The 20,870-nt window shown below is 58.5% G+C and carries 18 protein-coding genes; 8 read left to right on the plus strand and 10 right to left on the minus strand.

The window, feature by feature from the left end; genetic code table 11:
- The first annotated feature begins 35 nt into the window (after positions 1-35).
- The 5 genes from PMI22_RS10545 to PMI22_RS10525 all read left to right on the plus strand — a co-directional run bounded on the left by PMI22_RS10545 (position 36) and on the right by PMI22_RS10525 (position 4,749).
- On the plus strand, positions 36-695 hold the full coding sequence (locus tag PMI22_RS10545) for a TetR/AcrR family transcriptional regulator (protein WP_007946937.1): 660 nt from the start codon (positions 36-38) through the stop codon (positions 693-695).
- Positions 696-727: 32 nt separating this feature from the next.
- Positions 728-1,567, plus strand: a complete 840-nt coding sequence (locus PMI22_RS10540) for a pyrroline-5-carboxylate reductase family protein (RefSeq protein ID WP_007946938.1) — start codon at positions 728-730, stop codon at positions 1,565-1,567.
- A 41-nt stretch (positions 1,568-1,608) separates the two neighbouring features.
- Positions 1,609-2,610 carry an ABC transporter substrate-binding protein gene (locus tag PMI22_RS10535; RefSeq protein WP_007946939.1) on the plus strand — a complete coding sequence of 334 codons (1,002 nt, stop codon included), beginning with the start codon at positions 1,609-1,611 and terminating at the stop codon, positions 2,608-2,610.
- Between the two features lie 155 nt (positions 2,611-2,765).
- Positions 2,766-3,629, plus strand: a complete 864-nt coding sequence (locus PMI22_RS10530; protein WP_202949218.1) for an ABC transporter permease — start codon at positions 2,766-2,768, stop codon at positions 3,627-3,629.
- A complete protein-coding gene (locus tag PMI22_RS10525; protein ID WP_007946942.1) occupies positions 3,619-4,749 on the plus strand; it encodes a quaternary amine ABC transporter ATP-binding protein in 1,131 nt (376 codons plus the stop codon). The genes PMI22_RS10530 and PMI22_RS10525 overlap by 11 nt, the downstream gene beginning before the upstream one ends.
- 404 nt (positions 4,750-5,153) lie before the next feature.
- Here the strand turns inward: PMI22_RS10525 and PMI22_RS10520 are convergent, their stop codons facing one another.
- Positions 5,154-5,495 carry a DUF6124 family protein gene (locus PMI22_RS10520; protein WP_007946943.1) on the minus strand — a complete coding sequence of 114 codons (342 nt, stop codon included), beginning with the start codon at positions 5,493-5,495 and terminating at the stop codon, positions 5,154-5,156.
- Positions 5,496-5,624: 129 nt separating this feature from the next.
- On the opposite strand from PMI22_RS10520, the gene PMI22_RS10515 reads away from it, so the two are divergent.
- Positions 5,625-6,272 (plus strand): LexA family protein, encoded by a 648-nt coding sequence (locus PMI22_RS10515; protein WP_007946944.1) that lies wholly within the window; start codon positions 5,625-5,627, stop codon positions 6,270-6,272.
- 39 nt (positions 6,273-6,311) lie between these two features.
- Here the strand turns inward: PMI22_RS10515 and PMI22_RS10510 are convergent, their stop codons facing one another.
- The 4 genes from PMI22_RS10510 to PMI22_RS10495 are packed head-to-tail and all read right to left on the minus strand — an operon-like array spanning position 6,312 to position 11,870.
- Positions 6,312-8,261: an acetyl/propionyl/methylcrotonyl-CoA carboxylase subunit alpha gene (locus PMI22_RS10510; RefSeq protein WP_007946945.1), complete on the minus strand. Its 1,950-nt coding sequence runs from the start codon at positions 8,259-8,261 to the stop codon at positions 6,312-6,314.
- A complete protein-coding gene (locus PMI22_RS10505) occupies positions 8,261-9,073 on the minus strand; it encodes a gamma-carboxygeranoyl-CoA hydratase (protein ID WP_007946946.1) in 813 nt (270 codons plus the stop codon). The genes PMI22_RS10510 and PMI22_RS10505 overlap by 1 nt, the downstream gene beginning before the upstream one ends.
- A gap of 13 nt (positions 9,074-9,086) precedes the next feature.
- Positions 9,087-10,694, minus strand: a complete 1,608-nt coding sequence (locus tag PMI22_RS10500; protein WP_007946947.1) for a carboxyl transferase domain-containing protein — start codon at positions 10,692-10,694, stop codon at positions 9,087-9,089.
- A 12-nt stretch (positions 10,695-10,706) separates the two neighbouring features.
- Entirely contained in the window at positions 10,707-11,870 is a 1,164-nt protein-coding gene (locus PMI22_RS10495) for an isovaleryl-CoA dehydrogenase (RefSeq protein WP_007946948.1), read from the minus strand.
- 204 nt (positions 11,871-12,074) lie between these two features.
- Between PMI22_RS10495 and PMI22_RS10490 the strand changes: the two genes are divergently transcribed.
- Positions 12,075-13,772: an AMP-binding protein gene (locus PMI22_RS10490; RefSeq protein WP_007946949.1), complete on the plus strand. Its 1,698-nt coding sequence runs from the start codon at positions 12,075-12,077 to the stop codon at positions 13,770-13,772.
- Between the two features lie 675 nt (positions 13,773-14,447).
- On the opposite strand, the gene PMI22_RS10485 is transcribed toward PMI22_RS10490, so the two are convergent.
- The 3 genes from PMI22_RS10485 to PMI22_RS10475 form a co-directional block, all read right to left on the minus strand.
- Positions 14,448-15,347, minus strand: a complete 900-nt coding sequence (locus PMI22_RS10485) for a hydroxymethylglutaryl-CoA lyase (protein ID WP_007946950.1) — start codon at positions 15,345-15,347, stop codon at positions 14,448-14,450.
- A gap of 142 nt (positions 15,348-15,489) precedes the next feature.
- Positions 15,490-15,891, minus strand: coding sequence for a MerR family transcriptional regulator (locus PMI22_RS10480; RefSeq protein ID WP_007946952.1), 402 nt, complete (start codon positions 15,889-15,891; stop codon positions 15,490-15,492).
- 207 nt (positions 15,892-16,098) lie between these two features.
- Positions 16,099-17,028 carry a LysR family transcriptional regulator gene (locus tag PMI22_RS10475; protein ID WP_007946953.1) on the minus strand — a complete coding sequence of 310 codons (930 nt, stop codon included), beginning with the start codon at positions 17,026-17,028 and terminating at the stop codon, positions 16,099-16,101.
- 152 nt (positions 17,029-17,180) lie between these two features.
- Between PMI22_RS10475 and PMI22_RS10470 the strand changes: the two genes are divergently transcribed.
- Entirely contained in the window at positions 17,181-18,410 is a 1,230-nt protein-coding gene (locus PMI22_RS10470; protein WP_007946954.1) for an acyl-CoA dehydrogenase, read from the plus strand.
- Positions 18,411-18,523: 113 nt separating this feature from the next.
- Here PMI22_RS10470 and PMI22_RS10465 read toward each other — a convergent pair whose 3' ends face one another.
- Positions 18,524-19,864: a substrate-binding domain-containing protein gene (locus tag PMI22_RS10465; RefSeq protein WP_007946955.1), complete on the minus strand. Its 1,341-nt coding sequence runs from the start codon at positions 19,862-19,864 to the stop codon at positions 18,524-18,526.
- A gap of 128 nt (positions 19,865-19,992) precedes the next feature.
- Positions 19,993-20,805, minus strand: a complete 813-nt coding sequence (gene xthA, locus PMI22_RS10460; protein ID WP_007946956.1) for an exodeoxyribonuclease III — start codon at positions 20,803-20,805, stop codon at positions 19,993-19,995.
- Positions 20,806-20,870 lie beyond the last annotated feature (65 nt).

A 20,870-nucleotide genomic window follows, 5' to 3' on the forward strand; every position in this document is an offset into this window, starting at 1 on the left:
TTGCGTGGTGTTGTTTGAGCGGCTAGGATCGAGCCATGAACGAACAAACCAAAGCAGTAGAAACCGGCTGGAGAGGGTCGCTGGAAGGGTGGCTCGACGCAGCTTATGAAAGCCTGACCGAGTGCGGAGTCGACACGGTGCGGGTGATGCCGCTGGCCAAAAAACTGGGGTTGTCGAGAACCAGCTTTTACTGGTTTTTCAAGGATCGCGAGGAGCTGCTCGCCGCGTTGATCGAGCGCTGGCGGGTGAAGAACACCGGTAATCTGGTCGCCCAGACCGAGTGTTATGCCGAGAGCATTGCAGAGGCGATGCTTAACGTTTTCGACTGTTGGCTGAACTCCGATCTGTTCGATTCACAGTTCGAATTTGCCATGCGCAGTTGGGCCTTGCAGTCCGCTGAAGTGTCCGAGCATATCCGCGTTGCCGACATTGCCCGACGCGAAGCCCTGATCCGGATGTTCATGCGCTTCGACTACACATTCGAGGGGGCCGATGTGCGGGCCCGGACGATATACCTGACACAGATTGGCTACATCAGCACCAACACCCGAGAGGATATCGGGGAGCGAATGCGGCGGATTCCCGAGTACGTGAAGATATTCACTGGCCAGGAACCCCTGGAGCGCGAACTGAAACGCTTCTACTCCCGCCATGGGTATGTGATGGATGAGGTTTCATCGTCTACCCAGGACTGATCGCAACGTCTGACTGACGAAGGCAGGTTCACATGTGCGAAGAACCCACGATAGGCATTATCGGTGGATCGGGATGGCTTGGCCGTTCGATTGCCCTGGCGATGCTCGACAAGGCTTTTGTCCAGCCCGGTGCGTTGGTGCTTTCGAACCGCAGCGCAAGCAACCCGCTGCCCGTTGCCAAGTGGTCGCAGGTAACGATAACGCGCGACAACCAGGAACTGGTGGAGCGCTGTGAGGTGGTCATCGTCTCCGTGCGTCCCGAGCAGTTTGCCGAGGTAGAAATCTTCGCTGAAAACCGGTTGGTGATTTCCTTGATGGCAGGCGTTTCTCTGCAAGATGTGGCGCAGCGTACCGGCAGTCGGCAGGTGATTCGCGCCATGGCCAACGCCGCCGCCGAAATCGGCCAATCCTATACGCCCTGGTTGGCGACTCAAGAGGTAAGCGAAGAGCAGAAAGCGTTCGCTCAACGCTTGTTCGAAACCTTTGGTGGTGCCGATGAAGTCTTCAGCGAAAGTCATTTGAACTACCTGACGGCGCTGGTGGGAACAGGACCAGCTTACCCGGCATTGCTGGCTCGCAGCCTGTTTCAGCATGCCATGAGCAGCGGCTTGCCACCGGCGATCGCCCAGCGCGCTTCCCATGCAGTGGTGGTGCAAGCCAGCCAGTTGATTGGCAATGGGCACTCCGTCGACGAACTCCTGGAGGCGCTCATCAGCTATCGCGGTGTCACGGCGGCGGGCCTCGACGCCATGCTCGCCAGCGGATTCGATAAAACAATAAAAGCAGGTCTGGACTCAGCGGCTTCGGTCGCCAATTCCATGAGTCCCTTTACCCATTCTGCTGACACGAAAGAAGGTCCAATGACGCGGTAGTTGGCCCTCCTTAACTCTGGCCGCAATCGAGGTTAGCGTTTATGAATTTAAAGTCTTTCTCGAAGACGGGACTTGCACTCGGCATCGTTGCCTTCAGCGGTTGGGTGTCAGCCTCCGAGTGTGGTGATGTGACGATTGCCAACATGAACTGGCAATCGGCTGAAGTCATGGCCAACGTCGACAAGCTGATTCTCAATGCGGGATACGGTTGCAATGCCGATCTGGTCACTGGGGATACGGTTCCGACCATCACCTCCATGGTCGAGAAGGGCCGGCCTGACATCGCGCCCGAAGGATGGATCGACCTGGTTCCGGAAGTCGCCAGGACCGGCATTCAAAGCGGCAATCTGATCCAGGCAGCGAACTCGTTATCCGACGGTGGCTCGCAAGGCTGGTGGATTCCGAAGTACATCGCCGACGCCCATCCGGACATCAAAACCTTCGAGGATGTGAAAAAGCATCCCGAATTGTTCCCGGCCCCTGACGACAAGAAAAAAGGCGCGATCTACAACGGCCCGCAGGGTTGGGGCGGCACTGTGGTCACCAGTCAGTTCTATAAGGCATACGACTTCGAGAAGGCCGGTTTCGTGCTGGTGGACACCGGTTCAGCCGCCGCGCTGGATGGCTCCATCGCCAAGGCCTACGAGCGCAAGGCGCCCTGGCTGGGGTTTTACTGGGAGCCGACCGCTTTATTGGGTAAGTACCCGATGGTGAAGTTGGACAATGGACATCCGATCGATGCCGCGGAGTGGAAACGTTGCAATACCGTCGCCGACTGTCCTGATCCCAAACCCAATGGCTGGCCGATTGATCGGGTCTACACCCTCACAACCAAATCCTTCGCCGCTCGCTCGCCAACGGTCATGGCGTACCTGAACAAGCGCGCCTGGTCCAATGAGACAGTGAATAAACTGATTGCCTGGATGACTGACAACCAGGCCACCGGTGAGGAAGGCGCCAAGTATTTCCTGAAAAACAACGAGGCGCTCTGGACTAAATGGGTCACCCCTGAAGCCAGCGGCAAGATCAAGGCTGCGCTTTAATCCACTGGGGTCGATGCAGCTCGCCTTCGCGCGCTGCATCGAGCCTCGCGCACCGATAACAATAAAAACACCCACGTATTGAAACGACCTGCCAGCTTTCTAATGGTCTTCTACAAAAGGGGAATGTCATGGAGTGGATACTCAGCTTTCCACACATGGAGGACGAAAGACTCCGGGCCTTGAAAAAGGCCATCGATGGCGCCTTTCGGAACTTCACCAGCACCTACGGCGACAGCTTCGAAGCCTTTTTCCAGCCATTGCAGATTTTCCTCAATCAGTCCGAAAGGTTCATGACCACAACGCCATGGCCGATCATCATTGTGCTGGTCGCCTTGATTGCCTGGTTCGCCAGCCGCAGCTGGAGAATTGTCCTGGGTTGCGTGTTCACACTGATGGCGATCGGGTATCTGGACATGTGGTCCGACACGATGAAGACCCTGTCGATGATCTTCGTCTGCACGGTGATATCCATCGTCATCGGTTTGCCGACCGGCATCGCCATGGCCCGTTCCAACCGTCTGCAGAACCTGGTCAGCCCGGTACTGGACGTGATGCAGACCCTGCCGAGCTTTGTCTACTTGATTCCGGTGGTGATGTTGCTGGGGATCGGCAAGGTCGCGGGGCTGATAGCGGTTGTGATCTACGCCTTGCCGCCGATGATCCGCCTGACCAATCTGGGCATCCGTCACGTTGACGCCGAGATGCTCGAGTGCGCCGACGCCTTTGGTTCGTCCAGTTGGCAGAAACTGAAAAACGTCCAGTTACCCTTGGCGTTGCCCTCGATCATGGCCGGCATCAACCAGACGATCATGATGGCGCTGGCCATGGTGGTCATTGCGTCGATGATCGGCGTTCAAGGCCTGGGCCAACCGGTGCTCAAGGCTATTTCCAATCAATATTTCACCTTGGGCATTTTCAACGGGCTGGCCATTGTCGGTATTGCGGTGATCTTCGACCGAGTCAGCCAAGCCTATGGCCGAAGACTGCAAAAGCATTTGGAGAGAGTTCATGGCCACTAATCTGACCAACGATTTCGGCATCGAAATCAGGCATCTCTACAAGATCTTCGGTTACCAGGCCCAGGCCAGTATCGAGCGGGTCAAACAGGGTATGAGCAAGGCGGAGCTGTTGAGCAATCACAGTCATGTGCTGGGGTTGAAGGACATCAATATCAGCATGCCGTCCGGGGGGATTCAGGTGATCATGGGGCTTTCCGGTTCGGGCAAGTCGACCTTGATCCGCCATATCAACCGCTTGATCGAACCCACCGCCGGCGAAGTCATTGTCGGTGGCGTGGATGTGCTCAAGATGAGCCAGAACGATTTGCGAGAGTTTCGCCGACATAAAATTTCCATGGTGTTCCAGAAGTTCGCGCTGCTGCCCAACCGCACCGTACTCGACAATGCGGTTTATGGACTGGAGATCCAGGGCATGTCCCGTGACAGGCAAGTAGAGATCGCAACAGGCTGGTTAGACCGGGTAGGGCTCCAGGGTTACGCAAATCACTATCCCAATCAGCTGTCCGGAGGCATGCAGCAGCGGGTCGGCCTGGCCCGGGCATTGGCCAGTGATGCGCCGATTCTGTTGATGGATGAAGCGTTCTCGGCCCTGGATCCGCTGATTCGGATGGACATGCAGTCGGTGCTGCTGGACCTGCAAAAAGAGATCAAGAAGACCATCGTGTTCATTACCCATGATCTTGATGAGGCGCTGCGCATTGGCGATCGCATCGCAATCTTGCGTGATGGTGAGGTAGTACAACAAGGCACCCGACAGGAAATCGTCATGAATCCTGCCGATGATTACATTGCCAACTTCGTCAAAGAAGTGAATCGGGGGCGGGTGATCGGCGTCGAGGCCATCATGCAGCCCATTGTTCAGGTGAAAGTCGCAGCGACGTTGACCGTACCCGTGGGGACGTCACTGGAGTCAGCAGTCAAAAGACTGGTTGAGGCGGGGCTCGATGAACTGGTGGTCACAGACAGTCAGGGTCAGCCAGTGGGGCAGTTGGCGCTGAAGTCGATTATCGCGACGATGGTCACCTCGACAGTGAGCGAGGAGTCGCAGGTTGTTCAGCCAAGAGTGATGTCAAAAGCGACACGACTTACTGAAGTAAATCCGGGGGAAATCGCAGGGTGAAAAGGGGGGCGTCCTCCATGACGCAGGCGCAGCTTAGAGACTATGCTATTGATTCTCAAGTGCTATTTGTACATGAGGTTGGCCCAATGATGCCGGGCTTCTCTTGCCAACCGATATTCTTTTGATATCATCCGCGCCATCGAATTTTTAGCACCTTAAAGACTTCATTAGCCTGAAGGAAAAGCCAGAGTAACTGGCAAAAAAAACCCGGCAAAAAGCCGGGTAAAAAACCGTGATTAGCCTGATGAGGAGAGAGTCCAAGAGACCGACCTAAGGTCACTTGGACAATCGACTGATCTCGCGACCAGCTGCATGCAATAATAATCATTCTCGTTTGCAAGTCAAATGATTTTATCTGCTCGATTGGAAAACTCTTTCCTGTCCTCCCCGAACGCTCATCCGTTTCATACGATCTGATGCCCTTGCAAAGACCGATCGATCATTGCTTTGGCCATGTCAATCATGTGCACCGTCGAAAAGGCCAGGTCGCGACTGGCACCGTGCAGGTTATTGGCTGATTCATGTGCCGTCGCCGCAGCGCATCGCAATAAATCCGAGGCATGAACCAGTGCCTCTTCTGCGCTGATCTGGGGGTTCACATCAAAAAAACGCTCGACAGTCGCTGCTTCGGACACAGTTGGTTTCAAGTAATAATCCAGTGCTCGCTGTGCGGCGGCGTTGCCTTTTGGCGAGGTCAGGGTGGTATCGATTTCCATATCTGGCAGGTCATTGCAGGGTAACGTCATGACGATGGCAAGCTCCGTGATAGATTCAGATCCGTGAATCCATCCTAGTACGAACTGTATTTGTGACTGGAATTTAAATACTACAATTTGTGTTTTGTTGGTCGGAGTACCCCACGTATCGTGCCGCACATGGATAAATGGATTGAGTTAGTCAAAGCCAAGATGAGTGATCTCAAAGTCACTCAAGAGGTCCTCGCCGACCGCCTCGGGATGTCCCAGGGTGGTGTGGGTCACTGGCTGAATAAGCGCCGTCAGCCGAGCATCGAAGACATGAATCGTGTCTTGCACGCGCTCGGGATGGATTTTCTGGAAGTGGCGACGGTGATTCGCGAGCGTCTGGTCTTGCAGGACGACGAGCCTTGTCTGGCGCACAAGTACAACCCGTACTTCCGTTACCCGGTCAGCGATTGGCGAGAGCCCGCGCAAGTGCGTGACGGTGAGTTGTCGGTCTACGGCAAACCGCGTTTCGAGCTGACCGATTACCACGCGCAGGGCGCGGCGTTCTGGCTGGTGGTGGTAGGGGATGCGATGACCGCACCCACGGGCGTGAGCATCGCCGAAGGCATGATGATCCTGGTGGATCCTGCGATTGTGCCGGAGCCTGGAAAGCTGGTGATCGCGCAGTGGTCGGACAGCACCGAGGCGACCTTTCGCAAACTGATCGAAGAGGGCGGGCAGCGTTACCTGGTCCCGCTCAATCCGACCTATCCGAAAGCCCTTTACACCGATGAATGTCGAATCCTCGGTGTAGTGGTTCAGGCAACGGCCAAATTCTAATCAGATCGGTCCTCGAAAAACGTAGGACCGATCTTCATTTCACGCCTCTTCCAGCTCGACCAGCGCACTGCCTTCGCTGACCATTTCGCCTTCCTGGCAATACAGCGCCTTGATCACCCCCGCGTGGGGCGCACGAATGCTGTGTTCCATTTTCATCGCTTCCAAAACCACCAATTGCGCCCCGGCTTCGACCGTTTGCCCGGCCTCCACCAGTACTCGCACAATGCTGCCGTTCATTGGAGCGGTGAGACCACCGTGATGGCTGTGACTGGCTTCGACGGCGCCGATCGGGTCGTAGGACTCGATGCGGCGCAGTTCACCGTCCCATTGCAGATAGACAGAGTCACCACGACGGATTGCCCGATGCTGGCGGCGTACGCCGTTGTGCTCGGTGAGTAACTGCTCACCTTTAAGGTGGGCTGTGCGGATGTCGCCCAAAGTCAGCGCCCGGTCCTGGCCTTCGCAGCTCAAGTGCAGGGTGATTTCTTTCGGCAAACCGGCACGGAAACCATTGCTGATCGCCCATGGCGAACTCGCGTCATCTGCACGTGGTGAGTCTGGCTGGCTCTGGGCAACCGCCTGAGCGGCCGCTTGCCAAAACCCGTCACTGAGGTCCGAAGGCGCTGGCAACAACTGCTCCTGAAAACGCGGGATAAACCCGGTGTCCAGCTCTGCCGTCGCAAACGCGGGGTGAGCGATGATCCGGCGCAGGAAGTTGATGTTGGTCTTGAGCCCGCCAATCGCGAACTCATCGAGCATGCTCAACAAGCGCAAACGCGCCTGTTCGCGATCCTCGCCCCAAGCAATCAGCTTGCCGAGCATCGGGTCATAGAACGGTGAAATCTCGTCACCTTCCTCAACCCCGCTGTCGACTCGGCGTCCCGGCCCTTCGGCGGATTCACGATACAGTTCCAGGTTGCCGGTGGCCGGCAGGAAATCATTGGCCGGGTCCTCTGCGTACAGGCGCACTTCAATCGCATGCCCGATCAGCGGCACCTCGGCCTGGGTCATCGGCAGCGCTTCGCCACGGGCCACGCGAATCTGCCAGGCCACCAGGTCCAGGCCGGTGATGGCTTCGGTGACCGGGTGCTCAACCTGCAGGCGCGTGTTCATCTCCATAAAGAAGAACTCACCGCGCGAATCCAGCAAAAACTCCACGGTGCCGGCGCCGACATAACCAATGGCTTGTGCCGAGCGAACAGCGGCTTCGCCCATGGCACGACGCAGCTCCGGGCTCAGGCCTGGTGCGGGTGCTTCTTCAACGACTTTCTGGTGGCGACGCTGGATCGAGCAGTCACGTTCGTTCAGGTACAAGCAGTTGCCATGCTGATCGGCAAAGACCTGGATTTCCACGTGGCGCGGTTTGAGCAGGTACTTCTCCACCAGCATCCGTGAATCGCCGAAGGAGGATTTCGCTTCACGCTGGGCCGAGGCCAGGGCTTCGGCCAACTGGCTGACATCCTCGACCACTTTCATGCCTTTGCCGCCACCGCCGGCGGTGGCCTTGAGCAGCACCGGATAGCCGATACGCTCACAGGCATCGCGGAAAGTGTCGAAGTCTTGAGCTTCGCCGTGATAACCCGGCACCAAGGGCACACCGGCGGTTTCCATCAGCGCTTTGGCCGCAGATTTGCTGCCCATGGCGTCGATGGCGGAGGCGGGCGGGCCGAGGAAGATCAGGCCGGCGTCTTCAATTGCGCGGGCAAACCCGGCGTTCTCCGATAAAAAGCCGTAGCCCGGATGAATTGCCTGAGCTCCGCTGGCCTTGGCTGCCGCAATCAGTTTGTCGATTTGCAGGTAGCTGTCGGCGGCTTTGCTGCCTCCGAGATCGACGCGAATATCCGCTTCACGGCTGTGTCGCGCTTCACGATCCGTGGCGCTGTGCACGGCCACAGTGGTCAGGCCCAGGGCTTTGGCGGTGCGCATGACCCGGCAGGCGATTTCGCCACGGTTGGCCACCAGCAGGGTGGTGAGAACAGGTGCGCTCATCAACGCGGCTCCTTGGTGGTGGGGGCTTGCCAGGTTGGCGGACGCTTTTGCAAAAAGGCGCGCAATCCTTCCTGACCTTCGGGGCTGACGCGGATGCGGGCGATGGCGTTTTCGGTGTAACGGCGCAGTGCCGGCGTCAGCGCGCCGTGGCCGACTTCACGCAACAAATCTTTGCTGGCGCGCATGGCGGCCGGGCTGTTGAGCAGCAGGTTGTCGATCCACTGTTCGACCTTTTGCTCAAGCTCCGAAGCCGGATAGCTTTCCGACAACAAACCGATTTCCCGCGCCCGCTGTCCGCCGAAACGTTCAGCGGTCAGCGCATAACGGCGTGCCGCGCGTTCACCAATGGCTTGCACCACGAACGGGCTGATCACCGCTGGCGCCAAACCGATGCGCACTTCCGACAGGCAGAACTGCGCGTCGTCGGCGCCAATGGCCATGTCGCAGCAACTGATCAGGCCCAGCGCACCACCGAAGGCCGCGCCTTGCACCACGGCCAGGGTCGGGACTTTCATCTTGGCGAGGTTGTACATCAACTCCGCCAGTTCCCGGGCGTCGTCGAGGTTGGTGTGGTAATCGAGTTCGGCCGACTGCTGCATCCACGCCAGGTCCGCGCCGGCGCTGAAATGTTTGCCGCGTCCACGTACCAGCAAAAAGCGCAAGCTGGTATCGCTCGCGACGGTGTCCAGTGCGAGGATCAGTTCGCGGATCATTTCAGCATTGAACGCGTTGTTTTTTTCTTCACGGCTTAGCCACAGGGTGGCGAAACCCCGTGGGTCTATCAGCAGTTCGAGGGTTTTGAAGTCGCTCATGATTTTCTCCCGATCACATCCGGAACACGCCGAAGCGGGTCGGTTCGATAGGCGCGTTCAACGACGCGGACAAGGCCAGGGCCAGCACATCGCGGGTTTGTGCCGGGTCGATGACGCCATCGTCCCACAGCCGTGCGCTGGAATAGTAGGGGTGACCCTGTTCTTCGTATTGATCGAGGATCGGTTGCTTGATCTCCGCTTCCTGCTCGGCGCTGAAGCCCTGGCCACTGCGCTCGGACTGCTCGCGTTTAACCTGCACCAATACCCCGGCAGCCTGCTCGGCGCCCATCACGCCAATGCGCGCGTTTGGCCACATCCACAAGAAACGCGGGTCGTAGGCCCGACCGCACATGCCGTAGTTGCCGGCACCAAAACTGCCACCGATGATCACGGTGAATTTCGGCACCTTGGCACAGGCCACCGCCGTCACCAGTTTCGCACCGTGCTTGGCGATGCCGCCGGCCTCATATTTTTGGCCAACCATAAAGCCAGTAATGTTTTGCAGGAACAGCAACGGGATGCCGCGCTGGCAAGCCAGTTCGATAAAGTGCGCGCCTTTCTGCGCGGCTTCAGCGAACAGGATGCCGTTGTTGGCGAGGATCGCGATCGGGTAGCCGTGCAGGTGGGCGAAGCCGCACACCAGCGTGGTGCCGAACAGCGCTTTGAATTCATCGAACACTGAACCGTCGACCAGACGCGCGATGACTTCGCGCACATCGAACGGTTGCTTGGCGTCCGCAGAGACCACGCCGTACAACTCGTCGCTGCTGTACAGCGGCGCAATCGGCGTGCGTTGTTGCAACTCGCCGAGCTTGCGCCAGTTGAGGTTGGCAACGCTGCGTCGGGCAATGGCCAAGGCGTGTTCATCGCTCTCGGCGTAATGGTCGGCGACCCCGGAAATCTTGCAGTGCACATCGGCCCCGCCCAAGTCTTCGGCGCTGACCACTTCACCGGTCGCGGCTTTCACCAGCGGCGGGCCGGCGAGGAAAATCGTCGCTTGCTGGCGCACCATGATCGCTTCGTCAGCCATCGCGGGTACATACGCACCACCGGCGGTGCACGAACCCATGACCACGGCAATTTGCGGAATGCCCATGGCGCTCATGTTGGCCTGGTTGAAGAATATCCGCCCGAAGTGCTCGCGATCCGGGAACACTTCATCCTGACGTGGCAGGTTGGCGCCACCGGAGTCCACCAGATAGATGCACGGCAGGCGATTCTGCTGGGCAATAGTCTGGGCGCGCAGGTGTTTCTTCACCGTCAGCGGGTAGTACGAACCGCCTTTCACCGTGGCGTCGTTGGCGACGATCATGCATTCGACGCCTTCCACGCGGCCGATCCCGGCAATCACGCCAGCGGCTGGAACGTCTTCACCGTAAACCTCGTAGGCTGCCAGTTGGCTGATTTCCAGAAACGGCGAACCTGGATCGAGCAGACGATTGATCCGCTCGCGGGGCAGCAATTTGCCTCGCGAGGTGTGGCGTTCTTGCGCCTTCGGGCCGCCACCGAGCTGCACTTGGGCAAGCAGGGTGTGCAGGTCGTCGACCTGTTTGAGCATCGCCGCGCTGTTGGCGGCGAACTCCGCCGAACGGGCGTTGAGCTGGGTATGCAGGATAGCCATGGACAGCTCCGATTAGCGGGTTTCGTTGAACAGTTCGCGACCGATGAGCATGCGACGGATCTCACTGGTGCCGGCGCCGATTTCGTACAGCTTGGCGTCACGTAGCAGACGACCCGCCGGGAATTCGTTGATGTAGCCGTTGCCGCCCAGAATCTGAATTGCGTCGAGAGCCATTTGCGTGGCGCGTTCGGCGCTGTACAGGATCACGCCGGCAGCGTCCTTGCGCGTGGTTTCGCCACGTTCGCAAGCCTGTGCCACTGCATAAAGGTAAGCGCGGCTGGCGTTGAGTTGGGTGTACATGTCGGCAACCTTGCCCTGGATCAGCTGGAACTCGCCGATGCTTTGGCCGAATTGCTTGCGGTCGTGGATGTACGGAACGATCAGGTCCATGCACGCCTGCATGATCCCGGTCGGGCCGCCGGAGAGCACAACGCGCTCGTAGTCGAGGCCGCTCATCAACACTTTCACGCCGCCGTTGAGCACGCCGAGGATGTTTTCTTCCGGCACTTCCACGTCATCGAAGAACAGCTCGCAGGTGTTGGAACCGCGCATGCCGAGCTTGTCGAACTTGTTGCTGCGGCTGAAACCTTTCCAGTCACGCTCGACGATGAACGCGGTGATGCCGTGCGGGCCTTTTTCCAGGTCGGTTTTGGCGTAGATCACGTAGGTGTTGGCGTCAGGGCCGTTGGTGATCCAGGTCTTGCTGCCGTTGAGCACGTACTTGTCGCCACGTTTGTCGGCGCGCAGCTTCATCGACACCACGTCGGAACCGGCATTCGGTTCGCTCATGGCCAGGGCGCCGATGTGCTCTCCGCTGATCAGTTTTGGCAGGTATTTGCTTTTCTGTTCGTGGTTGCCGTTGCGGTTGATCTGGTTGACGCAGAGGTTGGAGTGGGCGCCATAAGACAGGGCAACAGAGGCCGAGCCACGGCTGATTTCTTCCATGGCCACGACGTGGGCCAGGTAACCCAGGCCAGCGCCGCCGTACTCTTCCGGCACGGTAATGCCGAGCAGGCCCATGTCGCCGAATTTGCGCCACAGGTCGGCGGGGAACAGGTTGTCGATGTCGATCTGAGCGGCGCGCGGCGCGATCTCTTTGGCGACGAAGGACTGAACCTGATCGCGCAGCATGTCGATGGTTTCACCGAGGGCAAAATTCAGGGATGGATAGCTCATGGGGCACCTTTTGGCTTTTTTGTAGGGCGGGGAGGGCAGCGGTTCGCTTCTCACCTTTACGTTAACGTAAGCCTGTGACGAATGGCTGTCAATCACCCTTTACGTTAACGTCAACTTGAGCGAGAGTAGAGCCAGTTCAAGATTGAAAAGCGGACCAACTCTGTTGGAGTCGCCAGCCCATAAATAAAGACAATAGGGGTCATCATGGATCAACCCAGTGCAAGCCCGCAGCGCAGCTATACCCGTGGTTCCCAAGACAAAGCCTTGCTGGCGATGACCATCGGCCAGGCGTTCGACAACACCGTTGCGCAGCACGCGACCGGGGAGGCGCTGGTCGTGTGCCATCAACAGTTGCGCTACACCTGGCAGCAACTGGCCGACGTCGTAGACCTGCATGCCAGAGCGCTGCTCGCGTTGGGTTTGCAGGCCGGTGATCGTCTCGGCGTCTGGGCTCCGAACTGCGCCCAGTGGTGCATAAGCCAGTTCGCCAGTGCGAAAATCGGCGTGATTCTGGTCAACATCAACCCGGCATACCGCAGCTCCGAACTCGAATACGTGTTGAAGCAATCTGGCTGCCAATGGCTGATCTGTGCCGGTGCGTTCAAAACCTCCGACTATCACGGGATGCTGCAAGGCCTTGTTCCTGAGCTTGCCGAGCAATCCATCGGACAATTGCACAGCGAACGCCTGCCCGACCTGCGCGGTGTCATCAGTCTGGATGCGCAGCCGCCTTCAGGTTTTCTGCCGTGGTCGCAATTGGCGGATCTGGCTGCCAGCGTTTCGAAGGAACAGCTGCTCGAACGCCAGGACAGCCTGCATTTCGATCAGCCGGTGAACATCCAGTACACCTCCGGCACCACCGGGTTCCCGAAGGGCGCGACCCTCAGTCACTACAATATTCTCAACAACGGTTACATGGTCGGCGAAAGCCTTGGCCTGACCGCCGCTGATCGCCTGGTGATCCCGGTGCCGCTGTATCACTGCTTCGGCATGGTCATGGGCAATCTCGGCTGCATCACCCACGGCAGCACCATGATTTATCCGAACGATGCTTTCGATCCGCTGCTGACCCTGGCCACCGTCGCCGAAGAAAAAGCCACGGCGCTTTATGGCGTGCCGACCATGTTCATCGCCATGCTCGATCAGCCCAAGCGCGCTGAATTCGATCTGTCGAGCCTGCGTACCGGGATCATGGCCGGCGCCACGTGCCCCATCGAGGTCATGCGCCGGGTCATCAACGAAATGCACATGAACGAAGTGCAGATTGCCTATGGCATGACGGAAACAAGCCCTGTTTCGTTGCAGACTGGCCCGTCAGACGAGTTGGAATTGCGCGTGACCACCGTTGGCCGCACCCAGCCGCAGCTGGAAAGCAAAATCATCGACGAGGCCGGTAACCTCGTGCCGCGCGGCACCATTGGCGAACTGTGCACCCGTGGTTACAGCGTGATGCTCGGCTACTGGAACAACCCGCAAGGCACGGCCGAGGCCATCGATCAGGCCGGCTGGATGCACACCGGCGACCTGGCGAGCATGAACGACGAAGGCTATGTAAACATTGCCGGGCGCAACAAGGACATGATCATCCGGGGCGGTGAGAATGTTTACCCACGGGAGCTGGAAGAGTTCTTCTTTACTCATCCCGCAGTGGCGGACGTGCAAGTGATCGGCATTCCATGCTCGCGTTATGGCGAAGAGATTGTCGCCTGGATCAAATTCCACCCCGGCCACAGCGCTACCGAGCAGGAACTGCAAGCCTGGTGCAAGGAACGCATCGCGCACTTCAAGACGCCGCGTTACTTCAAGTTCGTGGAAGAGTTTCCGATGACCGTGACCGGCAAGATCCAGAAATTCCGGATGCGCGAGATCAGTATCGAGGAATTACGCGGTAACAAGGCCTGACCACAACCCCCTGTGGGAGCGAGCCTGCTCGCGATAGCGGTAGTCCATCCAATACAGATGTCGACTGACCCACCGCCATCGCGAGCAGGCTCGCTCCCACAGGGATAGGCGGTTGAAATTACAAATCTCGGAAAGCACAAAGGGGAGCCGAAGCTCCCCTTTAATTTTGTCGTTGCGCATGCTCTTTTTTTGTTATTGAGGGGCGGCCTGTTGTTGTTTTTGGAAACCGTGACCCTTTACCGCTGTTTTTGTCGATCCCCATCCGGGATCAAGAGCAAACGTATTTTTTTGAGCGCTGATCTACTTTTTCGCTGAGCGATCCAACCAGTTCGGGAGCTACCTGAGGGTAGTTTTATTGTTCTCTGCCCGGTTGCGGGTAACTCCGAAAAGCACCCTGAAAAGCACATCTTCTCCAAAAAAATCTGTTAGCTGCGTCTCTGCCGTGTTGTTTTTGTTATGTCAGAGTCGTTACGTCTTATTTTTATTAGTGGTTGCTGCTTTTTTTGTTCTTGTTATGCAGTAGAGATAGCAGGACCCGTGCCAACTTTTAAAAAACCTTTAAAATCAATGGTTTGAGATTTTGTAGAATTTTTCAATAGGCCAAATCCCGTCAATTTGTTCCCGTGTTACTCGCTTGCCCCCACGTTTTCGACGTCGCGGTAACACCCCAAGGCCTCACTGTGCGCTACGGGCCTTGGCTACACGCGAACCGGTCGGACGCCCCAGCACCGTGCAAATCTGTTGACCGGCCAGGATCAAGGCACCGAGGTCGATACCGGTCTCGATACCCAGGCCGTTGAGCAGGTACACCACGTCTTCGGTGGCAACGTTACCGCTGGCGCCCTTGGCGTAGGGGCAGCCGCCGAGCCCGGCAATGGAACTGTCAAACACCGAGATACCCTCCAGCAGGCTGGCGTAGATATTGGCCATGGCCTGGCCATAGGTGTCGTGGAAGTGCCCGGCGAGTTTTTCGCGGGGCACGCCGGCCGCGACCACCTCGAACATCTTGCGGGTGGCGCCCGCGGTGCCCGTGCCGATGGTGTCGCCCAGCGACACTTCGTAACAGCCCATGGCGTAGAGCTCGCGGGCAACCAGGGCAACTTGCTCCGGCGCGACGTTACCTTCGTAAGGGCACCCCAGCACGCAGGACACATAACCGCGCACGCTCACGCCGTGTTGTTTGGCGGCCTCCATGATCGGCACGAAACGTTCCAGGCTTTCGCTGATCGAGCAGTTGATGTTGCGCTGGGAAAAGGCTTCGGACGCAGCGGCGAACACCGCCACTTCCTTCACGCCCGCCGCGATCGCGTCTTCAAACCCACGCAGGTTGGGGGCGAGCGCGCCATAGGTCACGCCGGGTTTGCGCTGGATCTGCGCGAAGACCTCGGCGGAACCGGCCATCTGCGGTACCCATTTGGGGGAAACGAAACTGCCGACTTCTATGTAGCCCAGGCCTGCGGCGGTCAGCGCGTCGACCAGTTGAACCTTGTCGGCAACGCTGATCGGTTGGGCTTCGTTTTGCAGACCATCGCGTGGGCCGACTTCGACAATGCGTACGTGGGTGGGTAGGGACATGGGAAGTACCTGCTGATTATCTGAATGCTTGGAAACCTGTGGGAGCGGGCTTGCCCGCGATGGCGGCCTGCCAGTCAGCATCAATGTTGAATGTCATGCCCTCATCGCGGGCAAGCCCGCTCCCACAGGGAGATGTGTGGGTTTATTGCACCGTCTTCTGACTCTGGATGGTCTGTTCCAGCGCCTGGGTGCAGCGCTCCTGCGCGGTGTCCAGCTCCAGCTTCATCTGCTCGATGTCGAGCATCTGCTGTTCCAGCTGTTCGCGGCGCTCGGCGATCTTGTTCAACATGGTTTGCAGTTGTTTCTGATTGCCGCCGGTGGGGTCATACAACTCGATCAGTTCGCGGCATTCGGCCAGGGAGAAGCCAATGCGCTTGCCCCGCAGGATCAGCTTCAGGCTGACCTTGTCGCGGGGTGAGTAGATGCGCTCCTGGCCGCGACGCTCGGGGCTGAGCAGACCTTGCTCTTCATAAAAGCGGATGGCTCGCGTGGTGATATCGAGCTCGCGGGCGAGGTCGGAAATGCTGTAGGTCTGGCTGCTCATGGAAGCGCTCGAAAAAGGTCATGGCGCTAAGCTAATGGCAGGTTGACGTTTACGTCAAGGGGCAGGGGCCGTCAGTGTTCTTGCTGGCCCCTTCGCGAGCAGGCTCGCTCCCACATGGGATCGGCGGTGAACACAAAATCTGTGACATTGCTGATAACCCCTGTGGGAGCGAGCCTGCTCGCGATGGAGGCGCCTCGGTATCAATTCCTACACCTTTTCGAGCTTCTTCTCATGCGCCGTCACCTGCTGGCACAACTCGATCATTTGCTCGCGCATCCAGCGGTTAGCTGGATCCTGATCGGTGCTTTCGTGCCAGTAGAGGTGCGTTTCCACCGGTGGCACGTCGTTGACCGGCAGGCTGAAGGCGTGCAAGTCATTGCGACGGGCGAAGCGCTCCGGCACGGTCATGACCATGTCGGTCTGTTGCAACACTTGCGAGGCCATCAAGTAGTGTTGGGAGCGAAGGGCGATCTTGCGCTGGATGCCCATTTTTCCCAAGGCGAGGTCAACATGACCCAGGCCACTGCGGCGGCTGGAAATGTGGATGTGGGTCATCGACAGATAATCATCAAGGCTGAACTTCTCTTTGCCCGCCAGCGGATGGCCCTTGCGCATGGCGCACACGTAACGGTCTTCCATCAATTTGACGTGACGTACCTGCGGGTCGGTGTTGAGCGGGGCATCTACTGCAAAGTCCAGACGCCCGGCCGCCAGTTCCTTGGTGGTTTCGCGGCGCTTTGACAGGAAGCTTTCGATGATCACCGTCGGCGCCAGGCGGCGCAGGCGCTGGAACAATGGCGGCAGGATCACCGCTTCGGTGAGGTCGGTCATGCTGATGCGATAGGTCTTGACCGCCTGCAGCGGGTTGAAAATGCGGCTTTCCTGCACCGACACGCGCAGCAGGGAGAGGGCGTTACGCACCGGCCCGATGATGTTCTGGGCCATGGGCGTCGGCACCATGCCTTGGGCGGTACGCACGAACAACGGATCGTTGAAGGTCTCGCGCAGGCGAGCCAGAGCGTTCGAGACCGCTGGCTGGGTAATGCCGACAATCTGCCCCGCGCGGGTCAGATTGGCCTCGGTGTAGATCGCGTCGAAGACGATGAAAAGGTTGAGGTCGACCTTGCTCAGATTCATTGCGCTGCACTCTTATTGTTGGTTCTCAATCAGCCGATCATATATCGGTGATGAATGTTAATACACGCCGAGAATAGGCTAGGTAAATTTTCATGGCTGTTCTAGCATCGATTGCATGACTTAAACAACCTCTGCCCAAGAAGGTAATGCTCATGGATTTCGCTTATTCGCCCAAGGTTCAGGAACTGCGTGAGCGCGTAACCGCGTTCATGGACACTTACGTTTATCCCGCTGAGGCGGTGTTCGAGCGCCAGGTTGCCGAAGGCGATCGCTGGCAGCCGACCGCGATCATGGAAGAGCTCAAACTCAAGGCCAAGGCTGAAGGCCTGTGGAACTTGTTTTTGCCTGAATCCGAACTCGGCGCCGGGCTGACCAACCTCGAGTACGCGCCATTGGCGGAAATCATGGGCCGCTCGTTGCTAGGCCCAGAGCCGTTCAACTGCTCGGCGCCAGACACCGGCAACATGGAAGTGCTGGTGCGCTACGCCAACGAAGAGCAGAAACAACGCTGGCTCGAACCGCTTTTGCGCGGCGAAATCCGCTCGGCGTTCGCCATGACTGAGCCGGATGTAGCCTCCTCCGACGCCACTAACATGGCCGCCCGCGCCGTACGTGATGGTAACGAGTGGGTCATCAACGGCAAGAAATGGTGGACCTCGGGCGCCTGCGACCCACGCTGCAAGATTCTGATCTTCATGGGCCTGAGCGATCCCGATGCGCCGCGCCATGCACAGCACTCGATGATTCTGGTGCCGGTGGACACACCGGGCGTGAAGATCGTCCGTCCGCTGCCGGTATTCGGTTATGACGACGCCCCTCACGGCCACGCGGAAGTGCTGTTCGAAAACGTCCGTGTGCCGTACGAAAACGTCCTGTTGGGCGAAGGACGCGGCTTCGAAATCGCTCAGGGTCGCCTTGGTCCGGGCCGGATTCACCACTGCATGCGTTCAATCGGCATGGCTGAACGGGCGCTGGAATTGATGTGCAAACGCTCGGTCAGCCGTACCGCATTCGGTAAGCCGTTGGCACGCCTGGGCGGCAACATCGACAAAATCGCCGACTCGCGGATGGAAATCGACATGGCCCGCCTGCTGACGCTTAAAGCGGCGTACATGATGGACACCGTCGGCAACAAAGTGGCGAAAAGCGAGATCGCGCAGATCAAGGTGGTCGCGCCGAACGTAGCCTTGCGGGTCATCGACCGGGCGATTCAGATCCATGGCGGGGCAGGGGTTTCCAACGATTTCCCGCTGGCCTATATGTATGCGATGCAGCGCACCCTGCGCCTGGCCGACGGCCCGGACGAAGTGCACCGCGCGGCGATTGGCAAATTCGAGATCGGCAAGTATGTGCCGAAAGAGATGATGCGTAGCGGGCAGTAAGACCGCGGCGCCTGCCATCGCGAGCAGGCTCGCTCCCACAAGGTCAAGGTGGACCCTGTGGGAGCGAGCCTGCTCGCGATAGCGTCACCCGATTCGCCGCATCAACCTCTGACTCAATACACCCAAACCTCAACCCGCCGATTCTTGATCCGCCCCTCATCCCCACTATTGGCCGCCACCGGCATCTCGGCGCCAAAGCCGCGAATCTCGCGAAACACCACGCCGCTTCTCACCAGTTCCCGCCGCACCGCCATGGCCCGCAACTTCGACAGCAGATCGGCGCGCGCCGGGTCGCTCTTGGCATCGCCGAACCCTACCAGCGTGACTTGGCGATTGGTTTTATCACGCTGCTTTATATAGTCGAGCACCCGCGACAGGTCCTGCTGTGCCTTGTTGTCGAGCGTCGCGCTGCCTTCCTCAAAACGAAAATTCACCGACAGCCGCTGGGCATGACGACTGAGAGCCTGATAACCCTCCGGCATCAACGCATTCGGCGTGACCGTGATGGCCTGGACCGTCTGGGCGATGAAACCGTTGGCCGCGACAATCGCCTGGCCTTGACTACTTTGCGCATACGCCGCCAACGCGTCGGCCCAGGGGTTTTTCCCCTGCGGCGGCAGGTAAAAGAACAGCCGGCGGGACAACGGATAGTCTTCCGTGGCGATCAGGCTGTTGAGCGGCAGCATTGCCTGGGATTGGCCATCGACGATCGCCACGGCTTTGGCCTGACGCACATAAGGCAGGCCGATGAACCCGATGCCCTGCGGGTCGTGGCTGACGGCGTCAGACAGTTGCTCGCTGGATTCGAAGCGTTTGGCGGCGCTGTTCAGCGTTTTCCCATGACGGCTGAGGACTACTTCGTTAAACGTGTCATAGGTGCCCGATTGATCATCCCGCGTATAGAGATGAATCGCTCCACCGGTCCCACCGAGTTCCTCCCAGGTTTTTGCGTCGCCGCTGAAAATTCGCGCCAGTTGTTCGGTGTCGAGTGTGTTCAGCGGGTTTTGCGGGTGAAGGATGATAGCCAGCCCGTCGATGGCGATGACTTGCTCGGCCTCAGGGCTTTTGAAGTCGCCCAAGGACTCGAGGTCTACCAGTTCGCTGTCCTTGATCGGGCGCGAGGACGCGGCGAGGTCGGCGCTGGCGTTTTTCAGGGCCTTGAACCCGGTGCTGGAGCCATGGGCGGCGACTTCCACCACGACCTGGCGACCCTGTGCGGTTTCGCCGACGATGCGTTGTTCGTTGGCTTTATTCGCACGTTCACTGTGAACCTTGAGCAGACCCTGTTCGCGCATCAGGCCTTCGACCAGCGCCGGGCCCAAGGCCGCGCCGATGGTGTTGGAACCCTGGATGCGCAACACCGGGCCGTTTTCAGGCGTCGGTAAATCGCCTGCCCGCGCCATCAACGGCAGGCCGGCGCACAGCATCAAGATAAACAAAACGCGCAGCGTCATGCCCGCACCTTAATAACCCAAAGAAAGTGCGGCGAGAATAAGTCAGCAAGATTTCCGAAAGATGACAGTTGTTTCTTAATTGTGGGAGCGAGCCTGCTCCCACAGGGTTTTGTGTTGAGCTTTAAAAATCAGCTTAACTCAAGCCAGATCGGCGCATGATCGGATGGTTTTTCCATCCCGCGCAGGTCGTAATCCACGCCGGCGTCCTTGATCCGTGGCAACAGGCCATGGGAGGCCATGATCACGTCAATTCGCAGCCCGCGCTTGGGCTCGTCTTCAAAGCCGCGGCTACGGTAATCGAACCAGCTGAAGCGGTCGGTCACGTCCGGGTTCAAGTGACGGAAGCTGTCCACCAGGCCCCAGTTTTTCAGACGGGCCATCCATTCCCGTTCTTCCGGCAGGAAGCTGCACTTGCCGGTTTTCAACCAGCGTTTCATGTTGTCCGGGCCGATGCCAATGTCGCAGTCTTCCGGCGAAATGTTGACGTCGCCCATGACCACCAGCGGCTGATCGTTGCTGAACTGGTTTTCCAGCAGTTGCTGCAGATCGCTGTAGAAGCGCTGCTTGGCCGGGAACTTGGTCGGGTGGTCGCGGCTTTCGCCTTGTGGGAAATAGCCGTTCATGATGGTCACCGGCACGCCATTGGCGTCGGCGAATGTGCCCCAGATAAAGCGTCGCTGAGCGTCTTCTTCATCGGTGGCGAAGCCTTTGTGCAAGGCCAGTGGTTCTTTGCGCGAGAGCAGGGCGACGCCGTAATGGCCTTTCTGCCCATGAAAATACACGTGATAGCCCAGCGCCTGAACCTCGGCCAGCGGGAATTGGTCGTCGTGAACCTTGGTTTCCTGCAAGCCGATGACGTCCGGCTGGTGTTTCTCAATCAGCGCCGCCAGCTGATGCGGGCGAGCGCGCAGCCCGTTGATGTTGAAGGAGACGATCTTCATGGTCGGCAGTCCTGGCAAAAGGGCGATGCTAGCTGACATGTAGGAATCGGGCCAGTGTTGGCAGG

It is taken from the genome of Pseudomonas sp. GM21, from assembly GCF_000282215.1.
GTDB lineage: Bacteria > Pseudomonadota > Gammaproteobacteria > Pseudomonadales > Pseudomonadaceae > Aquipseudomonas.

Coding starts and splice junctions, on each gene's coding strand:
- PMI22_RS10500 (WP_007946947.1), bottom strand. CDS start 10,694: ATGGCTATCCTGCATACCCAGCTCAACGCCCGTTCGGCGGAGTTCGCC.
- PMI22_RS10475 (WP_007946953.1), bottom strand. CDS start 17,028: ATGAATCTGAGCAAGGTCGACCTCAACCTTTTCATCGTCTTCGACGCG.
- xthA (WP_007946956.1), bottom strand. CDS start 20,805: ATGAAGATCGTCTCCTTCAACATCAACGGGCTGCGCGCTCGCCCGCAT.
- PMI22_RS10525 (WP_007946942.1), top strand. CDS start 3,619: ATGGCCACTAATCTGACCAACGATTTCGGCATCGAAATCAGGCATCTC.
- PMI22_RS10480 (WP_007946952.1), bottom strand. CDS start 15,891: ATGAGCAGCCAGACCTACAGCATTTCCGACCTCGCCCGCGAGCTCGAT.
- PMI22_RS10490 (WP_007946949.1), top strand. CDS start 12,075: ATGGATCAACCCAGTGCAAGCCCGCAGCGCAGCTATACCCGTGGTTCC.
- PMI22_RS10485 (WP_007946950.1), bottom strand. CDS start 15,347: ATGTCCCTACCCACCCACGTACGCATTGTCGAAGTCGGCCCACGCGAT.
- PMI22_RS10470 (WP_007946954.1), top strand. CDS start 17,181: ATGGATTTCGCTTATTCGCCCAAGGTTCAGGAACTGCGTGAGCGCGTA.
- PMI22_RS10520 (WP_007946943.1), bottom strand. CDS start 5,495: ATGACGTTACCCTGCAATGACCTGCCAGATATGGAAATCGATACCACC.
- PMI22_RS10510 (WP_007946945.1), bottom strand. CDS start 8,261: ATGAGCGCACCTGTTCTCACCACCCTGCTGGTGGCCAACCGTGGCGAA.
- PMI22_RS10530 (WP_202949218.1), top strand. CDS start 2,766: ATGGAGGACGAAAGACTCCGGGCCTTGAAAAAGGCCATCGATGGCGCC.
- PMI22_RS10505 (WP_007946946.1), bottom strand. CDS start 9,073: ATGAGCGACTTCAAAACCCTCGAACTGCTGATAGACCCACGGGGTTTC.
- PMI22_RS10540 (WP_007946938.1), top strand. CDS start 728: ATGTGCGAAGAACCCACGATAGGCATTATCGGTGGATCGGGATGGCTT.
- PMI22_RS10515 (WP_007946944.1), top strand. CDS start 5,625: ATGGATAAATGGATTGAGTTAGTCAAAGCCAAGATGAGTGATCTCAAA.
- PMI22_RS10535 (WP_007946939.1), top strand. CDS start 1,609: ATGAATTTAAAGTCTTTCTCGAAGACGGGACTTGCACTCGGCATCGTT.
- PMI22_RS10545 (WP_007946937.1), top strand. CDS start 36: ATGAACGAACAAACCAAAGCAGTAGAAACCGGCTGGAGAGGGTCGCTG.
- PMI22_RS10465 (WP_007946955.1), bottom strand. CDS start 19,864: ATGACGCTGCGCGTTTTGTTTATCTTGATGCTGTGCGCCGGCCTGCCG.
- PMI22_RS10495 (WP_007946948.1), bottom strand. CDS start 11,870: ATGAGCTATCCATCCCTGAATTTTGCCCTCGGTGAAACCATCGACATG.